A 24,312-nucleotide genomic window follows, 5' to 3' on the forward strand; every position below is an offset into this window, starting at 1 on the left:
GGAAATGTTCTTAAGCTTCAGTGTTTTCTTCAGTTTCAGCAGCAGCTTCTCCTTCTGTAGCAACTTCTTCAGCAGGTGCATTTGCAGCTTCTAAAGCAGCTTTAGCATCAGCATCAGCTTGTGCAGCAGCAGCGATTCTAGCTTCATTTACTTTTACTTCAGCTTCTAAAGCAGCTTTTTTAGCATCAGATTTAGCAGTTGCTAAACCGTCAACTTTACCTTGCACTTTAGATTCTTTAGTTTCTAACCAAGTATTAAATCTTTTTTCAGCTTCAGCTTGATCAAAAGCTCCTTTAGCAACACCACCTTGTAAGTGTTTTTTGTAAAGAGCACCTTTGTAAGATAAAATAGCTCTAGCAGTATCAGTAGGCTGAGCACCGTTGTTTAACCACTGTACAGCAGAATCAACGTTCAACTCGATAGTTGCTGGGTTAGTAATTGGGTTATAAGTTCCTAGTTTTTCGATGAATCTACCATCTCTTCTAGCTCTAGAATCTGCAACCACGATGTGGAAAAAAGGTTTTCCTTTTTTACCGTGTCTTTGTAATCTGATTTTTACTGACATAATGTTTGAATTTTACGGGAACTCGTCCCAGTTAAATATTTAAGAGTGCAAAGATAGACAAAAATTCTAATCTAACAATCTAAAAATGTAAGATTTTCTACCTTTTCTTATTTGTTTCCGTCAAAGGTCTCTTCCCTGTTGTTCAAACGAAGTGTATAGATATTGGTTTCCTCATCCAGAACAATCTCATCATACTGAATAGGAAGTACAGTCTTACCTTCAACATTTATGATTCCAAACTTTTGATTGAGTCCTACAATAAAATATTTTGCTGTTTTATAACGCAACAGATATCCTTGACCACTTCTCTGTTTATAAAAGCGCCCGATAGTGTCTATGGAATCATACATAAACGGTGTTATTTCTCTTCCATCCTTTATCAATCCCCATTTACGGTCTATGGATGCCATTATCACATTATTATAAATATTGGGATAAGAATATTTATCTGTTAAAGATGCTCCATTCTTAAAATAAAAAGTCTTCTTTCCTGAGCTGTCACTTAAAACAAGCGTAAAACCATTGTTCACAACAAGATTGTTTTTTGTCTTTAAGGCAAGTTTGTATTGGTTATTAGTATCAAGAACGTAAATGGATTTTTCTCCCTTGTCAACCGATACGAAGGTATCATCTGATATAAAGTTCACTTCATCCACTGCAGTTGGCAAAATAACTTTATCCAAATAAAAAACGTTAGTCTTTCCAGATATTGTAAGGCTGTAACGGTCTTTACCTTGTTCCCAAACCGGTCATATTCAGCTTTCAACAATACCCCTTCCCTATTCCTGATTCCTAGCTTGCTTCCTTCTGAAAATTGGTAGGTATTGAAATTAGGCACAGATATAGGAATCTGGGCAGAAACAGGTTTACATATCATTGCTCCAAACAAGACAAGAAATAATTTTTTAACCATAAAAAATTCAGTTAATCTAATCTTCCCATATAGAAAAGTCCCAGACATTTCTGGTTTTCTTCTATTGTCAAAGATTCTTTCAAATGGTCAACAATTTTAGGAGAACTCCAGTAACAGCCAATGTTATTAGCCGTACAACTCAGATACATATTTTGTACCGCCATAGAGGTAGCAGCAATTTCTTCCCATTCGGGAACCATTCCGCTAAAGTTCACTACAATGGAAACAACTACATTGGCTTTATTGATTTTAAACCCTATATCATTATATTTTTTCTCAAGGAATAGCTGCTCAGGTTGAGTGGTTTTATAGATAGCCTGCATCTCTGAAGCCAGTTTTGTCTTTTCCTCTCCTTTGAATATTTTGAAACGCCAAGGCTTAGTACGCTTATGATTGGGAGCCAAAGTTGCTGAATGTAAAATTTCATCAATAACCTCCTGGGAAATTTCTGCATCAGTATAATCTTTCGGAAAAATACTTCTTCTTTGCTCTATGATTTCTTTTAAAACTTCTGCTTTGTTCATAGAAGCAAAAATACAACATGTAAGTTAATTTCCGGGAGAATAGAATGAGTTTTTGATTCGGGACTCGGGGTATGAGGTTTTGAGAGAGAGTTTTATTATTGGCTGGGAAATTGTAAAAGTCAATGCTGAATAGTCAATTCACAGCGCCTGTCAATTTTTATGCACAGCCATGATTTACTATTCACTTGCGAAGCAAAATTCACTATGGACCATAAAAGCCTACAACACTTCCACTATCTTCTGGTGAATTTTGTTTAATGTAAACTCATCTCCGGCTTTCATTCCCATTATTTTTTTGGCCATGGGACTTTCAGGAGAAATGGCATAAAACCTGTCGCCTTCAAAGAAAAACTCGCCTAATGAAACTGAAATGTAAAAACGGGCTTTATTCGTGATTACTAAAGAGCCCAACTGAACACGTTCCGTTGCACTGTTTAAAACCTTTCCCATGTTTAGTCTGAGATCATTTAAAGCACCAAGCTGTCGCTGCATCTGGTAGATCTCCTCCTGCATTTCTTCCCGCATACTGTCATACTTCGGTGTTTTTTTGATGTCACGGCTGGCCTCCAGAGTAAATTCGATGAATTTTTTAAGCTTTTCAATTTTTTCTGTTATCGTGTTTTTGACAAAATCTCTGATATCGCTTTTTTCAAATACAATCTTCTCCATAGAAATCGTTTCTTTATATAAAGATAATATTTTTTTAAATAATCATACATTTTTAGTCTTTACAAAAAGCAAATCCATCAGCAGCAAAATTTCAAATTAACTATAAAAAAAGCCTTGTAAATATTTACAAGGCTTCTTATTTATTTTTCTGATAATTTCTTCAGGTCATCCAGGCCCTGTCCGAACATTTTATCCATATTGCCATCCATCATAGGTTTCATGATTTTCATCATCGCATTCAGTTCATTATCTATCATCCAGGTTACTTTTGTCCCATTCCCTTCAGGAGCCAATACAATATTACTTTTAGCATTTCCTTCAAAAGGTTTTATGAAATGAAGCTGAGTCGCCAATTTTTCATTGGGTACTGTTTCTATAATAGATTGTTCTCCTTCACTGTCATCTCCTTTCCAGTGGTAAGAATCTCCCATTTTATTACCCTCTCCGGAATAAGTGATCTTTACATTTTTTATTTCTTTCGAGAAAGGATCCCACATATTATATCCTTTTAAAGATCCTGCATACTGCCATACTTTTTCTTTGGGAGAATTAATGACAATAGATTTTTCATAGTGATAATCTTTACTGAAAGCCAACATGGCAACGACAGCATATACAATAAACAACAGAATGATAATTCCGATCAATTTTAAGAGTGTTTTCATAGTCTATATATTTAAGGTTATTTATTTCAAAATGAATCTCTCATCTGTTTTCAAAATTAAATATTCTGACACCATCCCCTCTTTGCATAGGACAAGATTATTTAAAGATAAGGCATTTTTGTCATACCTTGGCTTTCAGGCATTATTTTTGAGCCTTTCAACCGGGATTCTCCGATGAATCCTTACATTTACGTTTAACTAAAAATCGAAAAATGAATATTTTAACAGAAAAATTTAACACACCATATCACTCAGCACCGTTTGGTGACATTAAAAATGAAGATTATCTTCCTGCTTTTAAGGAATTAATTCAAAAATCTGAAGAAGAGATCAATGCCATTGTTGATAATCCTGAAGTACCTACTTTTGAAAATGTCATTGAGGCACTGGCTTATTCCGGTGAGCAACTGGATGTGGTTTCTAATATCTTTTTCAATTTAAATTCTGCTGAAACCAGTGATGAGATCCAACAGATCGCTCAGGAAGTTTCTCCGATTTTAACGGAATATTCTTCCAAAATATCTCAAAATGAAGCCCTTTTCATCAAAATCAGAAAGGTTTATGATGAAAAGGAAAAATATCCCCTTAATGAAGAGCAGGAAATGCTTCTGAATGAAACTTATAAAGGTTTTGTAAGAAGCGGTGCTCTTTTGAATGAGGAAGACAAAGAAAAATTAAAGAAGATCAGCATGGATCTATCTATAAAATCCCTGCAATTCGGACAAAATGTACTCGCTTCTACGAATGCTTATTTCAAACATATTACAGATAAAGAACAATTAGCAGGAATTCCTGAAGCGATTGTTGAGCAATTTGCAGAGGAAGCTAAAGAAAGAAATCTTGAAGGATGGGTGGTTACCCTACAATATCCAAGCTATATCCCGTTCATGACCTACGCAGAAAACCGCGAACTTAGAAAAGAACTGGCATTGGCTAATGGTAAAAAATCTTTTGATGGCGGAGAATATGACAACCAAAACCTTATCAAAGAACTTCTTCAGCTAAAACAACAGAAAGCTGAGCTTTTAGGCTATAAAGATTATGCAGATTTTGTATTGGAAGAAAGAATGGCAAAATCTCCGGTAAAAGTTATTGACTTTTTAAGTGAACTTTTAACGAAGGCTAAACCCTATGCTAATAAAGAAATTGAAGAATTAAAATCTCTGGCAAAGAATGATGGAATTGAAGATATGCAAAGCTACGATCACGCTTTTTATGCTGAAAAGCTTCGTAAAGCAAAATATGATCTTAATGATGAAGAACTGAAGCCTTATTTCCCGTTAAACCAAGTTCAGGATGCTGTTTTCGGGCTAGCTGGAAAACTGTTCGGGTTAACTTTCGAAGAAAGAAATGATATTCCGAAATACCATGAAGATGTAAAAGTATATGAAGTAAAGGAAAACGGAACGTATAAATCTTTATTATATGTAGATTATTTCCCAAGAAAAGGGAAAAGAGCCGGAGCATGGATGACCAGCTATAAAAATCAGTACAAGCAGAACGGAGAAAACTCTCGTCCACATATCTCTGTTGTTTGTAATTTCAGCAAACCAACGAAAGATACTCCTAGCTTATTAACCTTCCAGGAAGTAACGACTTTATTCCACGAATTTGGTCACGCCCTTCACGGAGTAATGGCAGATACTCAATATCCAACTCTATCAGGAACTTCAGTAAAATGGGACTTTGTGGAACTTCCGTCTCAGTTTTTAGAAAACTTCTGTTATGAGCCTGAGTTCCTGAAAACCTTTGCAAAGCATTATAAAACCGGAGAAGTTCTTCCTGACGAAAAAATTGAAAAAATTGAACAGTCTAAAAACTTTATGGAAGGCTACCAAACCTTAAGACAATTAGGTTTTGGTTTACTGGATATGAACTATCATACAAAAGTTGCAGAGCTTGAGAATGAAAGTGTAAAAGAGTTTGAAGATCAATATACAAAAGCTACAGCACTTTATCCTACCAATCCCGAAACCGCGATGAGTCCAAGTTTTTCCCATATTTTCCAGGGTGGATATTCCGCAGGATATTACTCTTACAAATGGGCTGAAGTATTGGATGCTGATGCGTTCCAGTATTTTAAAGAAAATGGAATCTTCAATCCGGAGATTGCAGCAAAATACAAAGTACTTCTTTCTTCCGGAGGAACAAAAGATCCTATGGAACTGTATAAAGCATTCAGAGGAAGCGAGCCAAAAGTGGAGAGTTTGTTGAAAAGAGCTTTTGGATAGAAAAAACATTCAGATATATCTCAAAAACAAATGAATAGCATACCACAAAGACTCGAAAACGTTAAAAAACTCCAGGCAAAAAGATGGGAAAATGAAGATCATTGGGATACTTTAAACGATCTTTTAGTCAAAGAATTAGATGAAATTCTGCTTATTGAACCTGAGAACACTTCTGCGCTCATCAACATTGGTGCAATTTATTCTGATATGGGAGAAAATGAGAAGGCTTTGGATTATTTAAAAATGGCTTTAAACTTAGGCTCTGAGGATAAAAATCTTTTTGTAAACCTTGCTATTGTTATGGTTTATATGGAAAAACATCAGTCAGAATATTTAGAATATCTGGAAGAAGCTGAAGATAAAGTGGAGAACCCTCTTACTTTTAAAGCCTATTTTGACCCACAATCTCATTAAGAGCTTTTGGATAATATCTTTTTTAAATAATGACAGATAAAATACATAAACTGGAAGCAGCTTTTAATGAATCATTAAAAGCTGCTCTCCAAAATATTGATGCTGAAAACATTGATGAAATCCTTGACAACAGGGATATTCCGGAATTTTCAGATGCATGGATGAAGGCTTATCATGCTGATGAAGAAAAAGTAACTGATGAAGAAACCGAAGATGCCATTACCCATATCCGAAAGGAAATGTTTATCTCTGTTTTCAAAACTACCGGTTCATCTGAACTGCCAGCCTATATTTCGGATGACTTTGGATTAATTTCTTCTTGCTATATTCACGAGATTGAAAACAGCTGGGTAACCCATTTGCTGTTTACTTATCTTAATCATCAGATCCCTCAGGGTGAGCTGATGAAAACGGAAAAAACATTGAAAGAACTTATTCAATAAATCAGAAAAAAAGAAGAAAAAAAGAACAGTAATTACTGTTCTTTTTTATTAGACTTTTATATTTTCATGAAAATGTATAAATTGGTTAGCATATGTAAACACAAATTAATTGACATAAAATTATGAGAAGATTATTGATAATAAAAAGATTTTTAATCCTCAGTATATTTGGCACTTATGCTTGTTCGAATCCACAACAAATCGGAAAAGAAAATATACAAAATAGAGATTTGAAAGAACTTATTGGCGAGAGTATAACCGTTACCGGACAAACAATCAACATGAAACTTGGCGCCCTATTAACAACAAAAAATGGAGAAAGTATCTGGATGGATGGTATGGATAGCTGGCCAGACGGATATTATGTTAGTGAACAGAAATCTAAGACCGTAAAAGTAACGGGAACTTTAATAGAAAAAAATGATTTACCTGTTTTTATTTCAAATGAAAATGACTCAATAATTCAGCAGGGAATCTATGAACAGAAAGGAACCAACCTTGAAAAAGCAAGCCATAGATATTTATTTAAAAATTATAAATACATTATAATTAAATAAAATATCTTATAACTTTGTCTTCATGGCAACAATCAAGCAACTTTATCAGTCATTAGATCAGCGCCGCCGTCCCGAAGATGTAGCGGAAATGATCGTTGAGCTAATGAGAAATCATCTGAAGATTCATGAACTTGCTACTTTGAGTAAAGCAGCCAACCGCTCTCTGAAAAACAGCATCTATGGATATACTTCAATGCTTGAAACTTTTGGTACAGCCATTGGTGCAGAAAAACAGATCAAAAAGGCCATTGAGATCTTTAAAATTAATGAAAAAGAAAACACAGGTTATCACAGTGTAAGCGGGATTGAAACTTTTCTAAATGAGGTTTCCCCATTGATCCACAAAGATTTTGGACAAAATAATTTCAAAAGTGACCGGCTTAATAAAGATCTGAGAAAACTGGCAGGGTTAGACATTTCTAAACGGAATTACAATAAGAAGTGGAGGCTTTTAAAGCGAATTGAAATAAGACTTCAGAAATTCATTCATGAATCAAAGAAAATTGAACTTCAGAAAATAGCCAAGCACGGACTTTCCCACACCATCAGTTTTGATCATTTCAGTAAAGATCTGAATACGGCCTGCTTTATCGCTTACTTCAATGCCAGAAGTAACCTAAGAAGTACTTTTACCAATCAAAGTCAGGAAAGACCATTTGATGAAATATGTGAAATGCTGTTCAACAGATGTTTGGAAACGTCAGACAATACCCATTGGGAAGCGATTTCCTATATTTATTCTGATGCTAAAGTTTTAGAACATCTAAATGATGAACAAAAAGGTAAACTCTTAGGCAAATGGACAAAGATCCTTGAAGAAATTTCAGATTTTCTTGAAGAACTCTGGAATGAAAACGATATCTACAGGAAAACAATGGCAGTAAAGAAAGGCAATGATTCCACTACCTGGAACAATACTGCAGGAGCCTGGAATAAAGCCAGAGATAACTGGATGAACCTCATCTATGCACTGGGATTAGAATCTATTCTTGAAGATATCTGTTTTGGGAAGGTGATGCGTCTGATGGCTGCAGATGTTATTGCATGGCATTTATCCAGCGGAGGAAAAATAGATCCCAATACAGAAGTTTGGAATGTAGTACCTTTGCCTTGGGAAGTTTTTCAGGAAAGAGCTTTCTGTAACAAGGAAATGATCATCAAGGCCTGTCAGGAAGCAGGTATTGATCCCGAAAAATCAGGTTGGATGGCTCCTAGAATTCATGGGGTAAGCGAATTTAAGCCCACCCCGGAACTGGTACATGGAGTAACCGTTTCCAATCCTTTCCTGGCTAAAGTCTTAAGACAGAACAAGTATTTTTCAGGAAAACTCTGAAAACAAAAATAAAAAGGATAGGTTAGTTCAGTGGCAGAACACCTGGCTCTTTAACCGGGTTGACGCAGGTTCGAGCCCTGCACCTATCCTGATTTCTGATATAGTTCAGTGGCAGAACACCCGGCTCTTCACCCGGGAGGACACAGGTTCGAGCCCTGTTATCAGATCAAAATAATCTATGAAAAAAACGCATCTACTCTATTGCCTCCCGTTTCTATTCTTTTTAAACTGTAAAGAAGAAAAGAAAGACACTCTATCAGAAGCTCAATCACCGGAAGCTAATCAGGTTGAAAAAACAGATTCTTTGATCACTACAAAAATTGATTCTGCTCAGGTACCTCAATCATTACAATATAAAGGAAATTTCAAAGAAGGGTTCCGTTGGAAGGATACAACCGGAGAATATATTGTTTTTACTTCTGAAACAGGAGTTTACATCAATGAAAATTTTCAACATGAAAATGATGGTGGTGATGCTGAAGTATTCGCCCAGTGTTATTCTTTGGAAAATAACCAACAAATCTGGAAGGTTAATGATTTTATCAAAGACTGTATGGTAGATATTGATGCTGCATTTAAGAAAAATTCTTTAAGTGTAACAGATCTTGATAAAAACGGTATTGCTGAAATCTGGATGATGTATGAAATTGCCTGTAAAGGAGATGTAAGTCCTTCAGATTTAAAGGTCATCATGTATGAAGGAAAACAAAAGTTTGCCATGCGCGGAGAAACAAAAATTCGAACAGGAATGGAAGATCATGGGAAACCTGTATATGAAGGGGGATCTTATACTTTTGATAAAGCTTTTCAACAGGGACCAAAAGTTTTCAGGGATTACGCTGAAAAATTATGGAATGAGCATATGGAAGATTAACGGACTCTATTTTCTCCATTAAACTCAAATTCAATACATTTGACAAATAAAACTATATAATAACCTTAAAATTTTAATTATGTTCTTAGCTATCGTGCTTCCCTTTCTATCTTTTATTGTTAGAGGAAAAGTTATTACCGGAATTATCTGTTTTATTTTACAGATTACCTTAATTGGATGGCTTCCTGCAGCTATTTGGGCAGTGATGTCTTTAAATAATGAAAGAGCTAATCAACGAAATGAAGATTTAATCCGAGCAGTTCGTGAGGGCAGAAGATAAAATCATTTACATCTATAACATTCAATCCTTTATTTTGTAAAGGATTTTTCTTTGACAAATTTTGAATCAGCGCTTTAAAACTATTCCAGCTAATATTCGTAAATCTATTGTTCATTAATTCCGGTTTTAAAACTTTAAATGTTCCTGTCATGAAAGAAAATAAATACGACAACCCGTCTTTTTTTGACCAGTATGAAAAAATGCTCCGTTCCCAATTGGGACTGGAAGGAGCCGGAGAATGGCATGCCCTGAAAAATATGCTCCCTGATTTTAAAGGAAAAAACATACTTGATCTTGGCTGTGGATTCGGATGGCATTGCCGGTATGCCATAGAAAATGGAGCAAAATCTGTAATTGGTATTGATCTTTCTGAAAAAATGCTGGCCAGAGCACAGGAAATCAATAATCTGGAAGGAATTCTATATGAAAGAAAAGCCCTGGAAGATATTGATTATCCTTCAGAACAGTTTGATATTATCCTAAGCTCATTAACACTGCATTATATAGAATCTTTTGACATCATCGCTCAAAATATTTATCAATGGCTGACTTTAGGTGGACATTTTGTATTCTCCGTGGAACATCCTGTTTTTACTGCTGAAGGAGGACAGGACTGGGTTTACGATAAAGACGGAGAAAAAACCTGCTGGCCGGTTGACAGATATTTTATGGAAGGAAAAAGAAATACTACATTCTTAGGGGAAAACGTTACCAAATATCACAGAACTTTAACTTCTTATCTGAGTACTTTATTGAAACACGGTTTCAAAATAAGAGAAATTATTGAACCGGGACCAAGTCCGGAAATGCTGAAAGAAATTCCGGAAATGAAAGATGAGCTCCGCAGACCTATGATGTTACTGATCTCTGTAGAGAAATAAAATATCGTTATCTGGTTATAAAATAAAAACATCATTTAACCTGAATAAAGGAAGTTATTGATGCCTAAGAAAACAACTATAACAGGATTTTATTTATTTTTTGGAACAAATCTGTCAGGTTTTACGGTAATCCGAAGAAATATTCAGTCCATCTGTTAACTTCCTGCCTCTCTCTTCCAGCTTCCAGCCTTTTCCATCTTAATCTTCTTACCCCGAGCTCAGATTATTTTAAAGACCATTAAGTATATTGTATAACATAGTAATTAAAATATTTTATATCTTTGTATAACAAATTACATAATATGATTACTCAAAAAACAATAACCTTTTTGATCTCTCTGCTGATCTGTGGTACTATAAGTGCACAATTGCCTACAAAAAAATACGAAAAGAAAATAGACAGTCTCATTCTTACCGGATTTGGAAATCAAAATGAACCTGGCGGTGTATTTACGGTCACTCAGAAAGGGAAGACTCTTTACCGCAAATCCTTCGGAAAAGCCAATCTGGAACTTGATGTCAATATGACTCCTGAAAATGTTTTCCAAATCGGTTCTATGACCAAACAGTTTACTTCAGTATCCATTTTAATACTTGAGCAACAGGGGAAACTTAAAGTAAATGATCCCATATCAAAATATATCAAAGACTATCCGAACGGTGATAAAATTACGGTTCACCATCTTCTTACCCATACTTCAGGAATCAAAGATTTTACAAAAATGAAATCTTTATCTTCCATTGCCCAAAAAGAAATGGAACCTAAAGCCATGGTTGATTTTTTCAAAAATGAACCTGTTGATTTTGCACCCGGCGAAAAATTTGATTATAATAATTCAGGATATGTTGTTCTTGGCTATATCATAGAACTCGTTTCAGGTGATACCTATGAAAATTTCATCAGGAAAAATATCTTCGACAAAATAGGGATGACTCATTCCTATTATGCGTCGGACCGGAAAATAATTCCTCAAAGAGCCTATGGCTATCATAAAAAAGAACATGGGTTTGTAAATAAAACCATTATCAGTTTTAGTGTTCCTTTTTCTTCAGGTTCGCTCATGTCTACGGCTGATGATCTACTGAAATGGCAGCAGGCTTTAAACCAAAATATCCTATTAAATTCTCAGGAAACTCAAAAAGCTTTTCAAAAATATAAGCTTAACAATGGAGAAGAATTTACATACGGATATGGATGGCATTTGAAGGAAATCAACGGAACTCCGGACCGTGAGCACGGTGGAAGTGTATTTGGGTTCAAAAGCATGGGTGTTTATATTCCTGAAGGAGATATGTATATAATAGGACTCAGCAATTGTGACTGCCATTCTCCAACCGAGATTACCCGGGATATTGCCAAAATAACATTAGCTGAAATAAAGGACTCAGCAAAGAAACATTAAACTTAAATCAAACCACCTTAAGAAAAAGTGATTCACCATTTTGTTGGATGAACAGTTCAATAGTTATTTTTGCTTTTGGGTAAAACATCATCAGGAACTTTAAAAATACTAACCAATACAATAATTAGGCAAAGGATATTAATCAAAATGGCTATTGTAAAAGCTTTATGATAGTTTTCTATTAAAGGTTTTTCTCCTAAAAAATAATAGAAAACGCTTCCTACTGCCACAATTCCTATGATGGCTGCAATCTGCTGGAAGGTATTGTAAACTCCGGACGCGTTTCCTGTCAGTTTTTCAGGCATTCCAGAAAGAGCGATATTTGCCAGAGAGGGAATTACAGAGCCCACTCCTACTCCATGCAGAAATAATAACAGGTATAGCTGGTAAAATCCAGTAGAACCTTTGAAAAAAACAATCTGAAAAATCAAAATCAGAATGATAAAACCAAGTCCTGCCATCAGGGCTTTTTTCCCATATTTAAGGATCAGTTTCACTGAAAAAGCTGCAGCCAGGATAAACCCCAGCCCCTGAAAAACGATAACTTCTCCTGCTCTCATCGGACTAATCATTAATCCATCCTGAAAGAATAAGGACAAGATATAGAAATAAGAATCCAGCATAATAAAAAAGAAAGAAACAGCTATAATACCCAGCTTGAAATTTTTGTAATGGAACAGTTCAAAATCAATCAGATAAGGTTTCTTGTTTTTCAGCTTATCTTTCTGATTTTTGATAAAGTAGATTAAAATTCCCACAGCAGTAGTCATGAGCAATACATTCTGAACACTAAAAATTTCCTTTTCAGAAACGGTAAGTGTGTATGTCATACTGAAAAGCCCTATCGACAATAGAAACACTCCCCAATAATCAAAGGATTCTTTTATACTGGTTCTGGACTCGTCCAAATATCTTACACTGAAGAAAATAGCGATAATACATATAGGAATATTAATCAGAAAAATAAGCCGCCATGGTTCATCAAAAGCCATTAATGATGAAAAATAGCCGCCCAGAAACTGGCCGAGAATTGTCCCGATGCCGATGGTAATTCCATACCAGCCCATTGCCTTTGTACGTTCTTCATGAGCTGGAAATAAAATCTGGATCATGGAAAGGACCTGCGGAGCCATCAATGCAGCACTTACTCCCTGAACAAGTCTTGAAATCATCAGCTGGATCACACCTTGTGAAATTCCGCAGGTTATGGAACTTATCATGAAAAAGATTAATCCTATAATGAAAATCTTTTTTCTTCCGTATATATCTCCTAACCGGCCGCCTGTAATGAGAAAAGAGGCAAAACCAATAAGGTAGGCTGCGATCATCAACTGCATTTCTCCATTGGAAGCATTGATATCGCGCTGAATGGATGGTATGGACACATTTATTATAAAAATATCCATAATAGTCAACAATTGACCAAACAATATAACAAACAATTTCAAATACTTACTTTTCATTTTTATATAGATATATCTATTTTTAAATTCATAAAAAAATTAGGGTAATAAACCCTGAATGATTTTTTTGATGTGATCAAAAGAATCATTCTTTCTGGTGATCGTGGAGGTTACTACTGCTCCTTCTATCAGTAAAAATATATTCTCAGTGATTAAATCGGGGTCTGACAACTGATACAATTCATTATATTCCTTCACAATATCACTGATTACTATTTTCTGTTTTTCTTTATGATTTTTTGCAAAACCGGATACTGCAACATTCCCATCTCCTGTTTCTGAAACTATTTTGATGAAATGACAGCCTGAAAATTTTGAAGATTGCTGCAGCTTTTTACGGTAATCAATGATTGCTTCTATTTTTTCTTTCGGATCTGAAATAGACGTTATGCTCTTTTCCAACCCTTCAAACCAATTCTGTTCTTCTTTGATTAAATAAGCCTGAAGAAGGTCATTTTTGGATGCAAAATGATTATACAATGATCCGATGGCAATATCGGCTTCAGCAATAATCTGATTAATCCCGGTAGAATTATACCCTTGTTTATAGAATAGATCTGAAGCCACTCTGATAATTCTGTCACGTACTTTTTCTTTTTTCAACCTGAAAATTTTAACAAAGCTACACAAAAAATAGAGAAGTCACTCTATTTTTTTTATTATAGAGAAATTCTATCTATTTCATTAAAATTCTGTTCCTGAAATTCTTTTAATTGTCAAAATAATACGATCTTTAAACTAAAAGATCAGTCATGTTCAAGTTTTTCAGAAAGAAGAAAAAAATTAAGGTCAATCTCCATTCTGTAACCATTCCCGATCAGGGATGGGAAAAAGTATCTGAGGACCGTGATGCTATCAGATGGGTAAATCCCCAACAGTCTGCCCTGATTGTCCTTCACTATTTTGATAGAGAACCTGACCTACCTACAGCAAAAGATCTTGATTATCTGAAAAGATTTTACAGAAATATTGCAGCTTCTTCCAATGGTGGCAACATTGAAACAGATATTATTCATATCCACAATATCCCTTGCGTAAAAACAATTATTAAGACTCCTCAGCAGGAAACCGGAATGGCTTATATTGCCTCCATCACTATTCCTTTTGAAGACTGCAGCTATGTAATAAAAATTCAGACTGATGAAATTGGCATTACCGGGATGAGAGATGCGCTTATTCTTGACAGATTACACCAATCTGGAGAGGTAGAGATTGATGAAGAAAGCATGAAAAACTGGTTTGAAGATCCTTATGATCCTGATTTCAGACAGGGAACTTTAATGAATAAGTCTGAACTGGAAAAGTATGACCATGAATTCCCAGAACACCCGCTTTCCATTGCCAGATCGCTGCTCAGATCAATAATTGCAACCCTCATTTTTAAGTCTGAAATAAAACAGCTTCCTCCATTTAAAAAATAAAACCAATTCCCATGAATTCATCCAACCCTGTTGTTTATTTTGAAATTCCTGTTCATGATCTTGAACGTGCAGAAAGATTCTATTCTGCGGTCTTCAATTTCAGCTTTGAAAAGGAAATCATTGATCAGTATGAAATGGCTCTTTTCCCTTTTGAAGAAAAGAATAGTGGTATTACCGGTGCGTTGGCTAAAGGTGATGTTTATAAACCAACAAAAGACGGGGTTATCATTTATTTCAAAACAGAAAATATAGAGGCTACATTGGAAAAAATTCTTCAACATGCAGGAAAAATTCTTTATCCCAAAAGAACAGATGAAAAATATGGTTTTGCAGTGGCTGAGTTTGAAGATTCAGAGGGAAACAGGATTGCGCTGCATGAAACCATTAAGTAAGGAAGATGGAGACTGAGAGATGGAAGTTACTAAGTATGTAAAAGCAAAACGTTCCACTATTGAAACATTGAGTTATACTAAACGAATTATTTTCTAAGTATTTCCCCAAATAATTATTGCTTCTATCTTAAATATGAACCATATAGATTTCTATGTGGTTTAAAACTTCCAGCCTCCATCTTCCTGCTTCCATCCTCAAAACGCATTCCATTCATCGCATAACATTTTTCAGAGTATGTTTCTGCTTATTTTGTATCTTTAATTACCATTTCTCTAAAAATATTTGGTAATTCGTTATGACAGAAGAACTTTATTTCATCAAAACCAATCCAAATATTGCCAAAATCAATTTGTACAATAAACTTTGCCGTGAAGAAGAAAATTTTCTGAGCTTCCTGCAGCCTGATGGAAAAGCAAGTCTTGAGATTATCAAGGATAAGGTAAAAGATTCTGTGGAAGAACTTACCCGGGAAGAACTTTTAAATATATTCTTATGGTTCAGTAAAGCTTATCCTTCAGATCATGAAGAAATAAGAACTCAGCTGTTCATTCATGGGATTGATCTTTTTTATGAAATTCAGTCACCTGTACATACTGAAAGCTATCTGCAATTACTTTCTGATTATGAAAAACTTTCTCAGGAAAATCTGAATTATATCGTCAACGCTCAGAATTTCAACCAATTCATGATCTATGGAATATTCCTTACTGAAATGATCAACCGGGAACAGGGCAAAGAAAATATTCTTTCGGATTATCTGAAACCGGATTACAAATCTTTATATGCTTTGGCAGAAAGTCATTCAGGGCTTAACAATATTGATGAAAAAAGCAGTATAGATCTTCAACGTTACTTTAATGACCTTTATGACCTTACTAAATTTTATAAAGGGTCTATTATTCAGTTGTAATCCAATAAAAAAGAGATTTTTATGTCTCTTTCAAAAGTTCAGGGTGCTGTATTAAATAATCAAGAGCTTCCTGTACAGCTTTTTCAGGACTTTTGGGATTAAAACCCAGTTCATTTCTGGCTTTTGAAATATCAAAATCCTGCTGCAATCCGGAAAACATTGAGATATCTTTTCTCGTCAGTACCGGAGCTTTTCTGCTCAGCTTTGCAGAGAACTCCATCATTGCCGCAATGGCAAAAAGAATGCTTCTTGGAACAGAATTTGGAACTTTCAATTTTAAATCAGGGTAAAACGTATTGGCCAGAATCGTTGTATCTGTAATGGACATACATTTTTCATTCGCCAGAATATAACGCTCGCCTGGCCGTCCTTTTTGGGCTGCCAGATAGCATCCTTCTGCAACATCTTTTACATCGATCCAATTCAGGGTAATTTTTGTATCTACAGGAATTTTTTTGTTCAGAATAAGCTTCAGAATACCATAGGAAACATTTAAAGGCAAAAAGGCTTCACTGCCAATCATTGCTGATGGCATGATAGAAACAAGCTCTATCCCCAATTTTGCAGCCCACTCAAAAGCAAGCTTTTCACCATCATTCTTGGAGTTATAATACATATCTCTCCGATCCGGATTGTACCCGTTGCTTTCCTTTGTTGGCAATTGGGTATAATCAAGAGCTGCGATAGAGCTTACGTAAACAATTCTTTTCACTCCGGCTTCAGCCGCTGCTTCAATGGTATTTTGGGTTCCTTGGATATTGACATCGTAGATTTCTTTCTTTGGATCTTTAGCCCATAACTTAAAGGATGCTCCTACAGCATAAAACGTTTCTACTCCCTGAAGTGCTTTTACAAAAGATGCCTTATCAGTAATATCGGCTTGTACCAACTCACAGTTCAGTCCTTCAAAAGGTTTTGTATTATGGATATTCCGCACTGTTGCCCGCACCGGAATGCCTTGCTTTAATAAAAATCTGACTAAATTATTTCCCAGATGTCCATTAGCTCCTGAAACGAGGCTTAGATTGTTCTTTGTCATTACATTAATTTTAATGCAGCAAAGTTCAGTCTCTTACTTCCGGAACTGCTTGACTTTTGTTAGTTAATTATTTTTCTTCTGATTCTGCTCAGACTCTCCGGTTTCATTCCCAAAAATGAAGCGATATATTGAACAGGCACATGCTGAATAATTTCAGGATAGTCCTTCAGAAGTTTAAGATATCGCTGCTCTGCATTGAGTGCAGACAATTCTCTGGAACGATTTTCATTATAAGCAATGGAGTGTTGAAATACGGAAATACTGAAGTCTTTCATCGTCTGACTTTCATTGACCAAATAATCAAGATTTGCCTTTGTAATCCTTAGAAGTTCACATGCGGTAATACATTCCACATTATGATCCGAGACTGTTCCGCTGATAAAATGAGAATAAGAAGTAAAAAAACCTGGTGGGCAGTTGATATGCGTCGTCACTTCATTTCCGTTTTCATCCACATAAAACAATCTGAGGTATCCTGAAACAATATAATAAATATAATTGGGGATCTTACCAACTTCTTCTATCACAGTATTTTTTGAAAAAGATACAGGCTCAAAATACTGCTGAACTCTTTCAATTTCTTTTTGGGAAAAATCATGATTGGAACGGAGGTATTGTAAAAGCTTGTCGTGCATCAAAGTCAAATTTATGTCCGGTACAAAAATAACCAAAAGAATAGCGAATATTTTTTAAATAAAAAACATTTTTCACAAACCGATGTAATATTCTCATTAAAATAATTGTCTTATACTAAAAGCTAAATATGAACCGGAAAATTATTCTTCTTTTAAGTCTTGTTTCATCTTCTTTCGCATTGGCACAAAGTGTAGAAGGGGTTGTTACAGATAAAGAAAATAAACCAGTAGCAGAAACTGAAGTGCTTATCACAAAAAATGAGGCTAAATTTTCTGCTATTACAGATGATAAAGGATTGTTCAGAATTCCTTTAAAAGAGGATGGAAATTATATACTTGAGATTATAAAAGACGGGGTAAAAACCAACAATGAGAAAATTGCGGTAAAAGGAAATACCAAAAGGGATATTCAGATTAAGGAGGAACCTGTGGTACAGAAAGTAGAAGGCGTAACCATTACCGCAAAGAAAAAATTATTCGAGAGAAAAGTAGACCGACTGGTCTTCAATGTGGAGAATTCTGTAGCTTCCCAGGGTATTGATGCTATAGAAGCTCTGGCTAAAACACCGATGGTAAAAACCAGTGATGAAGCAATAAGTATTGCCGGAAAAAGTAATGTAGCGGTGATGATTAATGACCGGCTACTGAACCTGAACGGGCAGGAACTTATCAATTATCTGAAGACAATCCGTTCTGATGATATTCTTAAAATAGAAGTGATTACCACACCTCCGGCAAAATATGATGCAGAAGGAAAAAGTGGATTGATTAATATTATTCTTAAGAAAAATGCCAATCTGGGCTGGAACGGATCTATTCAGACTTCGGGAAATTATTTTTGGGGCAAACCTACTGTTTCTTCAAGAGGGGGTGCTACTTTTAATTATCAGGGTGAAAAACTTTCACTAAGCACCAATTTATCTGCTGGTGATAATTACTGGCAGTATAATACTTACAATAATATGTCAGCCATCAGCAATAACAATTTCTGGAACAAGGATGGTGACAATCTTAATAATTACAAATACAAAAGTGGAAATATAAAAGCAGAATATAAGATCAATGATAAAAATCTTATCGGAATCAATTATAACTATTCACACAGCAACCCTTTGGAAATAGGTAAAAGTGAATCTGTAAGATTCAATGGAAAAGATCTGATCAATATTTCTTCCGACTTTAGAAACAGAAATAACAGAGATGTTCATAATGCAACGGCATTTTATGAGACAAAAATAGACAGTGCTGGAGGGAAACTGAATATAACAGCCAATTTAATGCTTAATAATTCCAACGCAATAAATTTCTCCAATACCTATACTCCACAAGAGATCTATACCATGGCTAATCCTATCAGTAAATACAGAATTTACTCAGGACAGGCTGATCTGGAAAAAACATTTGGGAAAATAAAAACAGAATCCGGACTTAAGTATACGAAGATCAAAAATGATTCTGAGTTTAATTTTTTTGATATTATCAACGGACAAAATCAGCTTAACGCAGGCAGAACCAATACATTCCTTTATAACGAAGAAAACTATGCAGCTTATGTGTCCACCAACTTTAAAATCAATGATCAATGGGATGCAAAGGCAGGTCTTCGCTATGAATACACAACATTGGAAGGTGTTTCTATGAATGATAATATTTCAACACAAATAAAATATGGTAAATTCTTCCCAACGGCATATTTAAGCTACAAGCCTAATGAGAATAATTCATTTTCATTAAGCTATTCCAGAAGAATTTCACGTCCCTATTTTGGAAACCTGAATCCGTTTAAATATTTCACTTCCAACTTTGAATACACTACCGGAAACCCTTATTTATTGCCATCATTTTCAGATAATTTTGAATTCGGGTATGTTTTGAATAACAATCTCAACATTACATTATATCACAGTTACAACAAAGACAGCTGGGACAGAATTCAGATGATTGATGAAAATTACAGATATACCATCGCCAAGAATTTCTATAATGAAAATCAGACCGGAGTCAATATCAGTTATAACTACAACAAACTGAAATGGCTGGAATCTACTATTTTTCTGAATGGATATTATACCAAAGCAAAATCTTATGATCCTTCCATTCTTCCTGTTCCTCCGGGATACAGTGCCAATGTAAATATAGACAATAGTTTCTTCCTCAATAAAGATAAAACAGTGACTTTCTTACTGGGATTATGGGGAAGTCTTCCGAACAGGGATGGAAATACCTATTACTATACCAATGCCTCATTATATACAGGGCTAAAATTGGCATTCATGGATAAAAAACTTCTAGTTAACCTGTATTTGAATGATGTTTTGAATACCAACCGTGAAAAAGGAATAGAATATTATCCAGACTATAATATTGATTATCAATACAAGGGAATCACAAGAAATGTTCACCTTTCCCTTACTTATAAATTCGGGAACAATAATGTAAAAGGAGCTACAAAACAGGTGAAATTTGAAGACTCCAACAGGGCAAACAGCGGTAACAATTAAAACCCCGACCTCACTTTAGCACAAAAACAGGATAAAAACAATAACCCCGACCGGCAGCCCCTTTTCAATAAGGTTCTGCCGGTCTTTTTATGATGATTAAAAATGATTTTCCCATTATTCTTTTTGGAAATATATTCTGATTTTCCTTAACGCAAATGTTTTTATTTTCTTCCTTCATACTTTTAAGATAAAGGAAGTGTATCCATCCGCTTCATCCAAATCGATTGTAAATCGATTCCATCTTAGCTCACTTAAAAATAAGGCGTATTTTAAATAAACTTTGCGTCAAATTTATTGGTCCAATTTAGTCGGCCTCTTTTTTTAAGGCAGAAAATGATCTGATCTTGAAAAAGCAGTACACCATTCCTCCAAGAAAATAAGCCAGCACATCCAAAATATCTCCGGTAAATAAAGGTGATATTTTCGGACAAAGGAGTTCAAATAAAAAAGACAGGTACAGAATTGAAGTGAGAATAAATTTAAAATCCGGTTTCCAATGAAAACCCAACAGAGAATTCATGATATATTCTATCAGATAGCAGTACATCGGAACGGTAATAAAATCAGTGAAATGATTATTGATAACAGGAATAAAAATACCGTTCTTTCTTAGCAGGATCATGACTGCCCAAGCTGCCAGTCCCAACAAAAACCAATATGAAATCTGTGTTTTCATTACATGTGAAGCACTGCCATAATAAATCCAATGATCACCTGCAGGACTTTTGCCATAATATCCTGAATATCGGTTTCATTTTTCTTTTCACGGTTTCCGGCAGTCTCATAATCAAACTTTTGTTTTCCTTCCATTGTAATAAGATTTGATATTGCAAATATATTTAAATTAGAACAAGTGTTCTAATTTTGAAAATATGATTTTTCACATTCTGATTATTCTTATATTTGAAAGATGAGTACCAAGGAAAAAATTTTGGCCAAAGCACTGGAACTCTTTAATGAAAAGGGTTACAACAATATTACCACAAGGCATATTGCGGCTGATCTTTCCATAAGCCCTGGAAATCTGCATTATCATTTCAAACATTCGGAAGATATTATTAAGATCCTTTTTACAGAACTTATCCTTAAAATGGATGAATTACTGAATAAAATAAAGAAAAAAGAGAACAAAACTCTGGAAGATCTTTACCTACTGACTTTTTCTACCTGCGAAATATTTTATCATTACCGGTTTATCTTTATCAACCTTGTAGATGTATTAAAAAAAATACCGGAGGTTGAGGCAAAATATGAAGGGATCAATTTCAGCAGAAGAGAAGAATTTCAATTGATTTTTTCTGATCTTCAAAAGAATAATATTTTTAAAAAAGATATTCCGGGCTTTATCATGAACAGTCTTACAGAGCAGATCTTCATTATTGCAGATAACTGGCTTACCCACAACAGACTGATTTCAAAGCTTAATAAAAAAGCAGCTATTCAGTCGTACACACTCTTACTGATGAACCTCTTCTACCCTTTACTCAATAAGGAACAGCAAACACTCTATGAACAACAATACATCCGATAATCCGAAGATCATCCTCAGGGAAGGAAATCAGTATGATCTTCCGGAAATGCTTCAGCTTTTTAAAGACACCATTACAACAGTATGTAATAAAGATTACAATACAGATCAGCTTGAGGCCTGGAAATCCGGTGCTGACAATCAGGAAAGATGGGAAAAGGTGATCAGTAAGCAATATATTTTAATTGCGGAGTCTGAAAATAAAATGGCAGGCTTTTGTACTCTTGACCAGGGAAATTATATTGACCTTCTGTTTATTCATAAAGATTATCAACATCAGGGAATTGCTTCGAAGCTTTACAGACTGATTGAAAAAGAAGCCTTACAGCAAAATCAAAAGTTCCTGACTGCCGATGTCAGCAAAACAGCAAAACCTTTTTTTGAAAGGATGAATTTTAAGATTATTCAGGAACAAATTGTGAGTGTAAAAGGAGTTGATCTCGTCAATTATAAGATGGAAAAGAGCTTATAGCATGATAAAAAACATATAAATTCATTTTAACAGTTTCTGGCACAGAATTAGCTTAAGAAATGGCAAGTAAAATTGTTTTGAACCATTATTTTAGACCATTAAGATACGTAAATGGTTAAGTTTTTTCTAAAAAAACAAATCTTGTTATAATCACTTACACTACATCTTAATGGTTTAAATATTGGACAACTGCAACAATTCTTTACATTACTTAAATAACAAGATCCTGGTAAGAGAAATCTTTTAAAGATAAATACCTTACTTATCCTCCATCAGTAATTTCCTTTATTTCAATATGTGGCCTGAAAATAACTTCCTGTTGTTTTGATTCGTCTGCAATATTAGATAAGATGATAACTGATATTTTTGTTTTGGGATAATAAACAAGCAAAGATGGAGCCCCCTTTACATAACCACTATGGAAATAAGCAACAGGAGCCTGCATATTCCGCATGATTCCAAGGCCATATCCTGTTTTACCAAAAATAGAATGTTCTCTTACAGAACTTTGGGTAGTGAGAAGTTCAAGAGTCTTAGGCTTTATAATTCTCCCTCCATAAAGAGCCTGGTTCCAATTCAATAAATCATCAACAGTTGAGAGAATTCCTCCGGCAGGAATCCCAACTTTAGAGCTATTCAGTCTCTCAGGCATATTCCGTACTTTTTCATAACGATTCAAGCTGCCTACATATACCAATCCAAAATCCCCTCCATTGAATGAGCTTCCGGTTGAAGAATTAATCATACCTGCTTTTTTGAATACCTTCAGCAGATTTTCATTATATGATTTTCCTGAAGTTTTTTCGATAATCTTTCCTAAAGTGTTATACCCATCATTAGAATAATAAAATCCTGTACCACTTTTAAACATAAGTTTCCCTCCCAAAGTGTTAAGCCCTGAAGTATGATTTAAAAGCTGCCGGATTGTAATATTTTCATATTCTTTTGTTTGAAATTCCTTTACATATTCTGAAACTTTATCATCTAAATTCAATCTGTTCTGCTCCATCTGAAGTAAAATCAGAACAGCTGTAAACTGCTTGCTTATAGAGCCAATCGCAAACATGGTGTTTTTATTAATTTTAGTTTTATTACTGAAATCAGAAAAACCTTTATTTTTTCTATACACTTGAACAGTGCCATCAAAAACAGCAACACTACCATTAAAATTATTTCTTTCACAAACTGCATCCAGCTGTTGTGTCAGTTGTCCGGTCTTGCTTTTACCAGAAAAAGAAAACAGAGCAATAAGAAATAAGAATAGGAGCCCTAATTGTATTTTTATATTATTTTTCATTTGTGTTTTTTTGATCATAATTTATGATACAAACATAGATAGCCGGATTTTGCAATAAAAATATGAATGATCAACTTATGGATTTTAATGATGAACGTAATTGATCAAACCCTATCATCATAATTCGAATGGCCAGGAAGATGATTGAAAACTGCTTCCAAAACTTTTAAAAATATCAGTAACAGTTTGCTTCAGCTCTTTCCTGTTTATAATTTTCCCTTTATTTGGAGGCGTAAGCTTCCCAGGCTCAATTCTAATATCATTAATCTTCTTTGCAAACCATGTAACGTTTTCGTGCGGCAAAGCTACTCCGAGAATCATTCCCGGTAAACCGTTGAAAGATTCGGGGCCACCTGATACCGGTATCTGGTCTGTATAAAAAGCGACTACATAGATAGAATCCATGATCAATCCGTTAGCTCTCCGGCAGTTGAATCCCGCAATTTCTCTGAATTCATCTGTTATTTTCCATTTTACAGGCTGAATAGAGTCCTGTACAAGAAATCTGCCTTCAAACACTTGTTTTTCTGTAATTTGCTTGTGATTATCATAATCTGTGTAGGTTGTATTTATTTGATTAACAGCCGGATTATTTTCAAAAAAAATATCTGAAGCCGAATCATTTTTTATCGGAGTGAACAGACTCTTTTTTTCTGAAAACTGCAATGTACTTTTCGTGCGTTTAAATTGAGGAAAAGTCTTTTTATACTCTTCAAAACGCATGTTTGAAACAACATCATCATTCGTGATTCCTCTTTGAATTAATGCGTACATATTATTGCTCCGTTCATATTCTATTATTCCTTCGGTTATAAATTTTGTTTCCTGTGCATAATATGATTGTATACTGATTATTAACAGAATACAAATCTTTGTAATATTATTTTTTTTCATAAAAACA

General features: G+C 34.7%; 29 protein-coding genes and 2 tRNA genes. 17 read left to right on the top strand and 14 right to left on the bottom strand.

Annotated features, from left to right (window positions below; translation table 11 throughout):
- Nucleotides 1-10: 10 nt before the first annotated feature.
- From M2372_RS05555 to M2372_RS05580, 6 genes are all read right to left on the bottom strand, one after another.
- Nucleotides 11-565, bottom strand: a complete 555-nt coding sequence (locus tag M2372_RS05555) for a 30S ribosomal protein S16 (RefSeq protein ID WP_115970132.1) — start codon at nt 563-565, stop codon at nt 11-13.
- A gap of 107 nt (nt 566-672) precedes the next feature.
- Nucleotides 673-1,248 (bottom strand): WG repeat-containing protein, encoded by a 576-nt coding sequence (locus M2372_RS05560; protein ID WP_148060699.1) that lies wholly within the window; start codon nt 1,246-1,248, stop codon nt 673-675.
- Nucleotides 1,209-1,478, bottom strand: coding sequence for a hypothetical protein (locus M2372_RS05565; RefSeq protein ID WP_148060698.1), 270 nt, complete (start codon nt 1,476-1,478; stop codon nt 1,209-1,211). Before M2372_RS05565 ends, M2372_RS05560 begins: the two co-directional genes overlap by 40 nt.
- A gap of 11 nt (nt 1,479-1,489) precedes the next feature.
- A complete protein-coding gene (locus M2372_RS05570) occupies nt 1,490-2,002 on the bottom strand; it encodes a nitroreductase (RefSeq protein ID WP_123318033.1) in 513 nt (170 codons plus the stop codon).
- Nucleotides 2,003-2,221: 219 nt separating this feature from the next.
- The gene (locus tag M2372_RS05575) at nt 2,222-2,671 is read right to left on the bottom strand and encodes a hypothetical protein (protein ID WP_115970129.1); all 450 of its coding nucleotides are present in this window, start codon (nt 2,669-2,671) and stop codon (nt 2,222-2,224) included.
- 140 nt (nt 2,672-2,811) lie between these two features.
- On the bottom strand, nt 2,812-3,336 hold the full coding sequence (locus M2372_RS05580; protein ID WP_123318032.1) for an SRPBCC family protein: 525 nt from the start codon (nt 3,334-3,336) through the stop codon (nt 2,812-2,814).
- Nucleotides 3,337-3,548: 212 nt separating this feature from the next.
- Here M2372_RS05580 and M2372_RS05585 point away from each other — a divergent pair, with 212 nt between their 5' ends.
- The 11 genes from M2372_RS05585 to M2372_RS05635 all read left to right on the top strand — a co-directional run bounded on the left by M2372_RS05585 (nt 3,549) and on the right by M2372_RS05635 (nt 11,752).
- Complete coding sequence (locus M2372_RS05585; protein WP_123318031.1) at nt 3,549-5,567, top strand: M3 family metallopeptidase; 2,019 nt, start codon at nt 3,549-3,551, stop codon at nt 5,565-5,567.
- Nucleotides 5,568-5,597: 30 nt separating this feature from the next.
- Nucleotides 5,598-5,981 carry a tetratricopeptide repeat protein gene (locus M2372_RS05590; protein WP_115970125.1) on the top strand — a complete coding sequence of 128 codons (384 nt, stop codon included), beginning with the start codon at nt 5,598-5,600 and terminating at the stop codon, nt 5,979-5,981.
- A gap of 29 nt (nt 5,982-6,010) precedes the next feature.
- Nucleotides 6,011-6,424 (top strand): hypothetical protein, encoded by a 414-nt coding sequence (locus tag M2372_RS05595; protein WP_123318030.1) that lies wholly within the window; start codon nt 6,011-6,013, stop codon nt 6,422-6,424.
- A 122-nt stretch (nt 6,425-6,546) separates the two neighbouring features.
- Nucleotides 6,547-6,981: a hypothetical protein gene (locus M2372_RS05600; protein WP_123318029.1), complete on the top strand. Its 435-nt coding sequence runs from the start codon at nt 6,547-6,549 to the stop codon at nt 6,979-6,981.
- A 22-nt stretch (nt 6,982-7,003) separates the two neighbouring features.
- Nucleotides 7,004-8,314, top strand: coding sequence for a hypothetical protein (locus M2372_RS05605; RefSeq protein WP_123318028.1), 1,311 nt, complete (start codon nt 7,004-7,006; stop codon nt 8,312-8,314).
- Nucleotides 8,315-8,329: 15 nt separating this feature from the next.
- Nucleotides 8,330-8,404 (top strand) — tRNA-Lys (locus M2372_RS05610).
- Nucleotides 8,405-8,408: 4 nt separating this feature from the next.
- A tRNA-Lys gene (locus tag M2372_RS05615) sits at nt 8,409-8,481 on the top strand.
- Nucleotides 8,482-8,492: 11 nt separating this feature from the next.
- The gene (locus M2372_RS05620) at nt 8,493-9,188 is read left to right on the top strand and encodes a M949_RS01915 family surface polysaccharide biosynthesis protein (protein ID WP_123318027.1); all 696 of its coding nucleotides are present in this window, start codon (nt 8,493-8,495) and stop codon (nt 9,186-9,188) included.
- A gap of 79 nt (nt 9,189-9,267) precedes the next feature.
- Entirely contained in the window at nt 9,268-9,468 is a 201-nt protein-coding gene (locus M2372_RS05625; protein ID WP_228438571.1) for a YqaE/Pmp3 family membrane protein, read from the top strand.
- Nucleotides 9,469-9,617: 149 nt separating this feature from the next.
- Nucleotides 9,618-10,349: a class I SAM-dependent methyltransferase gene (locus tag M2372_RS05630; protein WP_123318026.1), complete on the top strand. Its 732-nt coding sequence runs from the start codon at nt 9,618-9,620 to the stop codon at nt 10,347-10,349.
- Between the two features lie 302 nt (nt 10,350-10,651).
- Nucleotides 10,652-11,752, top strand: a complete 1,101-nt coding sequence (locus M2372_RS05635; protein ID WP_123318025.1) for a serine hydrolase — start codon at nt 10,652-10,654, stop codon at nt 11,750-11,752.
- Nucleotides 11,753-11,808: 56 nt separating this feature from the next.
- Here the strand turns inward: M2372_RS05635 and M2372_RS05640 are convergent, their stop codons facing one another.
- A complete protein-coding gene (locus M2372_RS05640; protein WP_123318024.1) occupies nt 11,809-13,215 on the bottom strand; it encodes an MFS transporter in 1,407 nt (468 codons plus the stop codon).
- Between the two features lie 39 nt (nt 13,216-13,254).
- Entirely contained in the window at nt 13,255-13,818 is a 564-nt protein-coding gene (locus M2372_RS05645) for a TetR/AcrR family transcriptional regulator (protein ID WP_123318023.1), read from the bottom strand.
- Nucleotides 13,819-13,967: 149 nt separating this feature from the next.
- Between M2372_RS05645 and M2372_RS05650 the strand changes: the two genes are divergently transcribed.
- The 3 genes from M2372_RS05650 to M2372_RS05660 all read left to right on the top strand — a co-directional run bounded on the left by M2372_RS05650 (nt 13,968) and on the right by M2372_RS05660 (nt 15,939).
- The gene (locus tag M2372_RS05650; protein ID WP_123318022.1) at nt 13,968-14,636 is read left to right on the top strand and encodes a hypothetical protein; all 669 of its coding nucleotides are present in this window, start codon (nt 13,968-13,970) and stop codon (nt 14,634-14,636) included.
- An 11-nt stretch (nt 14,637-14,647) separates the two neighbouring features.
- A complete protein-coding gene (locus tag M2372_RS05655; protein ID WP_123318021.1) occupies nt 14,648-15,028 on the top strand; it encodes a VOC family protein in 381 nt (126 codons plus the stop codon).
- Nucleotides 15,029-15,324: 296 nt separating this feature from the next.
- Entirely contained in the window at nt 15,325-15,939 is a 615-nt protein-coding gene (locus tag M2372_RS05660; protein ID WP_123318020.1) for a hypothetical protein, read from the top strand.
- A gap of 19 nt (nt 15,940-15,958) precedes the next feature.
- On the opposite strand, the gene M2372_RS05665 is transcribed toward M2372_RS05660, so the two are convergent.
- Nucleotides 15,959-16,978, bottom strand: a complete 1,020-nt coding sequence (locus M2372_RS05665; RefSeq protein ID WP_123318019.1) for an NAD-dependent epimerase/dehydratase family protein — start codon at nt 16,976-16,978, stop codon at nt 15,959-15,961.
- A gap of 59 nt (nt 16,979-17,037) precedes the next feature.
- Nucleotides 17,038-17,613: a Crp/Fnr family transcriptional regulator gene (locus M2372_RS05670; RefSeq protein WP_123318018.1), complete on the bottom strand. Its 576-nt coding sequence runs from the start codon at nt 17,611-17,613 to the stop codon at nt 17,038-17,040.
- Nucleotides 17,614-17,741: 128 nt separating this feature from the next.
- Here M2372_RS05670 and M2372_RS05675 point away from each other — a divergent pair, with 128 nt between their 5' ends.
- A complete protein-coding gene (locus tag M2372_RS05675; RefSeq protein WP_123318017.1) occupies nt 17,742-20,114 on the top strand; it encodes an outer membrane beta-barrel family protein in 2,373 nt (790 codons plus the stop codon).
- Nucleotides 20,115-20,418: 304 nt separating this feature from the next.
- Here M2372_RS05675 and M2372_RS05680 read toward each other — a convergent pair whose 3' ends face one another.
- On the bottom strand, nt 20,419-20,790 hold the full coding sequence (locus M2372_RS05680) for a hypothetical protein (RefSeq protein ID WP_123318016.1): 372 nt from the start codon (nt 20,788-20,790) through the stop codon (nt 20,419-20,421).
- The gene (locus M2372_RS05685; protein WP_259080637.1) at nt 20,790-20,924 is read right to left on the bottom strand and encodes a hypothetical protein; all 135 of its coding nucleotides are present in this window, start codon (nt 20,922-20,924) and stop codon (nt 20,790-20,792) included. Before M2372_RS05685 ends, M2372_RS05680 begins: the two co-directional genes overlap by 1 nt.
- 100 nt (nt 20,925-21,024) lie before the next feature.
- On the opposite strand from M2372_RS05685, the gene M2372_RS05690 reads away from it, so the two are divergent.
- On the top strand, nt 21,025-21,645 hold the full coding sequence (locus tag M2372_RS05690; protein ID WP_123318015.1) for a TetR/AcrR family transcriptional regulator: 621 nt from the start codon (nt 21,025-21,027) through the stop codon (nt 21,643-21,645).
- Entirely contained in the window at nt 21,623-22,114 is a 492-nt protein-coding gene (locus tag M2372_RS05695; protein ID WP_123318014.1) for a GNAT family N-acetyltransferase, read from the top strand. Before M2372_RS05690 ends, M2372_RS05695 begins: the two co-directional genes overlap by 23 nt.
- 262 nt (nt 22,115-22,376) lie before the next feature.
- Here M2372_RS05695 and M2372_RS05700 read toward each other — a convergent pair whose 3' ends face one another.
- Together M2372_RS05700 and M2372_RS05705 are read right to left on the bottom strand one after the other, a co-directional pair.
- Nucleotides 22,377-23,411 carry a serine hydrolase gene (locus tag M2372_RS05700; RefSeq protein WP_185018688.1) on the bottom strand — a complete coding sequence of 345 codons (1,035 nt, stop codon included), beginning with the start codon at nt 23,409-23,411 and terminating at the stop codon, nt 22,377-22,379.
- 117 nt (nt 23,412-23,528) lie between these two features.
- Nucleotides 23,529-24,305: a GLPGLI family protein gene (locus M2372_RS05705; RefSeq protein ID WP_123318012.1), complete on the bottom strand. Its 777-nt coding sequence runs from the start codon at nt 24,303-24,305 to the stop codon at nt 23,529-23,531.
- Nucleotides 24,306-24,312 lie beyond the last annotated feature (7 nt).

Source organism: Chryseobacterium sp. BIGb0232, assembly GCF_024810195.1.
GTDB classification, from domain to species: domain Bacteria; phylum Bacteroidota; class Bacteroidia; order Flavobacteriales; family Weeksellaceae; genus Chryseobacterium; species Chryseobacterium pennae.

Bases quoted from the DNA above. Each gene is read 5' to 3' on its own strand.
- M2372_RS05670 (WP_123318018.1), bottom strand. From the start codon at position 17,613: ATGCACGACAAGCTTTTACAATACCTCCGTTCCAATCATGATTTTTCC.
- M2372_RS05665 (WP_123318019.1), bottom strand. From the start codon at position 16,978: ATGACAAAGAACAATCTAAGCCTCGTTTCAGGAGCTAATGGACATCTG.
- M2372_RS05635 (WP_123318025.1), top strand. From the start codon at position 10,652: ATGATTACTCAAAAAACAATAACCTTTTTGATCTCTCTGCTGATCTGT.
- M2372_RS05555 (WP_115970132.1), bottom strand. From the start codon at position 565: ATGTCAGTAAAAATCAGATTACAAAGACACGGTAAAAAAGGAAAACCT.
- M2372_RS05605 (WP_123318028.1), top strand. From the start codon at position 7,004: ATGGCAACAATCAAGCAACTTTATCAGTCATTAGATCAGCGCCGCCGT.
- M2372_RS05575 (WP_115970129.1), bottom strand. From the start codon at position 2,671: ATGGAGAAGATTGTATTTGAAAAAAGCGATATCAGAGATTTTGTCAAA.
- M2372_RS05570 (WP_123318033.1), bottom strand. From the start codon at position 2,002: ATGAACAAAGCAGAAGTTTTAAAAGAAATCATAGAGCAAAGAAGAAGT.
- M2372_RS05685 (WP_259080637.1), bottom strand. From the start codon at position 20,924: ATGGAAGGAAAACAAAAGTTTGATTATGAGACTGCCGGAAACCGTGAA.
- M2372_RS05705 (WP_123318012.1), bottom strand. From the start codon at position 24,305: ATGAAAAAAAATAATATTACAAAGATTTGTATTCTGTTAATAATCAGT.
- M2372_RS05590 (WP_115970125.1), top strand. From the start codon at position 5,598: ATGAATAGCATACCACAAAGACTCGAAAACGTTAAAAAACTCCAGGCA.
- M2372_RS05600 (WP_123318029.1), top strand. From the start codon at position 6,547: ATGAGAAGATTATTGATAATAAAAAGATTTTTAATCCTCAGTATATTT.
- M2372_RS05580 (WP_123318032.1), bottom strand. From the start codon at position 3,336: ATGAAAACACTCTTAAAATTGATCGGAATTATCATTCTGTTGTTTATT.
- M2372_RS05650 (WP_123318022.1), top strand. From the start codon at position 13,968: ATGTTCAAGTTTTTCAGAAAGAAGAAAAAAATTAAGGTCAATCTCCAT.
- M2372_RS05640 (WP_123318024.1), bottom strand. From the start codon at position 13,215: ATGAAAAGTAAGTATTTGAAATTGTTTGTTATATTGTTTGGTCAATTG.
- M2372_RS05695 (WP_123318014.1), top strand. From the start codon at position 21,623: ATGAACAACAATACATCCGATAATCCGAAGATCATCCTCAGGGAAGGA.
- M2372_RS05585 (WP_123318031.1), top strand. From the start codon at position 3,549: ATGAATATTTTAACAGAAAAATTTAACACACCATATCACTCAGCACCG.
- M2372_RS05680 (WP_123318016.1), bottom strand. From the start codon at position 20,790: ATGAAAACACAGATTTCATATTGGTTTTTGTTGGGACTGGCAGCTTGG.
- M2372_RS05620 (WP_123318027.1), top strand. From the start codon at position 8,493: ATGAAAAAAACGCATCTACTCTATTGCCTCCCGTTTCTATTCTTTTTA.
- M2372_RS05565 (WP_148060698.1), bottom strand. From the start codon at position 1,478: ATGGTTAAAAAATTATTTCTTGTCTTGTTTGGAGCAATGATATGTAAA.
- M2372_RS05700 (WP_185018688.1), bottom strand. From the start codon at position 23,411: ATGAAAAATAATATAAAAATACAATTAGGGCTCCTATTCTTATTTCTT.
- M2372_RS05625 (WP_228438571.1), top strand. From the start codon at position 9,268: ATGTTCTTAGCTATCGTGCTTCCCTTTCTATCTTTTATTGTTAGAGGA.
- M2372_RS05690 (WP_123318015.1), top strand. From the start codon at position 21,025: ATGAGTACCAAGGAAAAAATTTTGGCCAAAGCACTGGAACTCTTTAAT.
- M2372_RS05595 (WP_123318030.1), top strand. From the start codon at position 6,011: ATGACAGATAAAATACATAAACTGGAAGCAGCTTTTAATGAATCATTA.
- M2372_RS05660 (WP_123318020.1), top strand. From the start codon at position 15,325: ATGACAGAAGAACTTTATTTCATCAAAACCAATCCAAATATTGCCAAA.
- M2372_RS05675 (WP_123318017.1), top strand. From the start codon at position 17,742: ATGAACCGGAAAATTATTCTTCTTTTAAGTCTTGTTTCATCTTCTTTC.
- M2372_RS05630 (WP_123318026.1), top strand. From the start codon at position 9,618: ATGAAAGAAAATAAATACGACAACCCGTCTTTTTTTGACCAGTATGAA.
- M2372_RS05655 (WP_123318021.1), top strand. From the start codon at position 14,648: ATGAATTCATCCAACCCTGTTGTTTATTTTGAAATTCCTGTTCATGAT.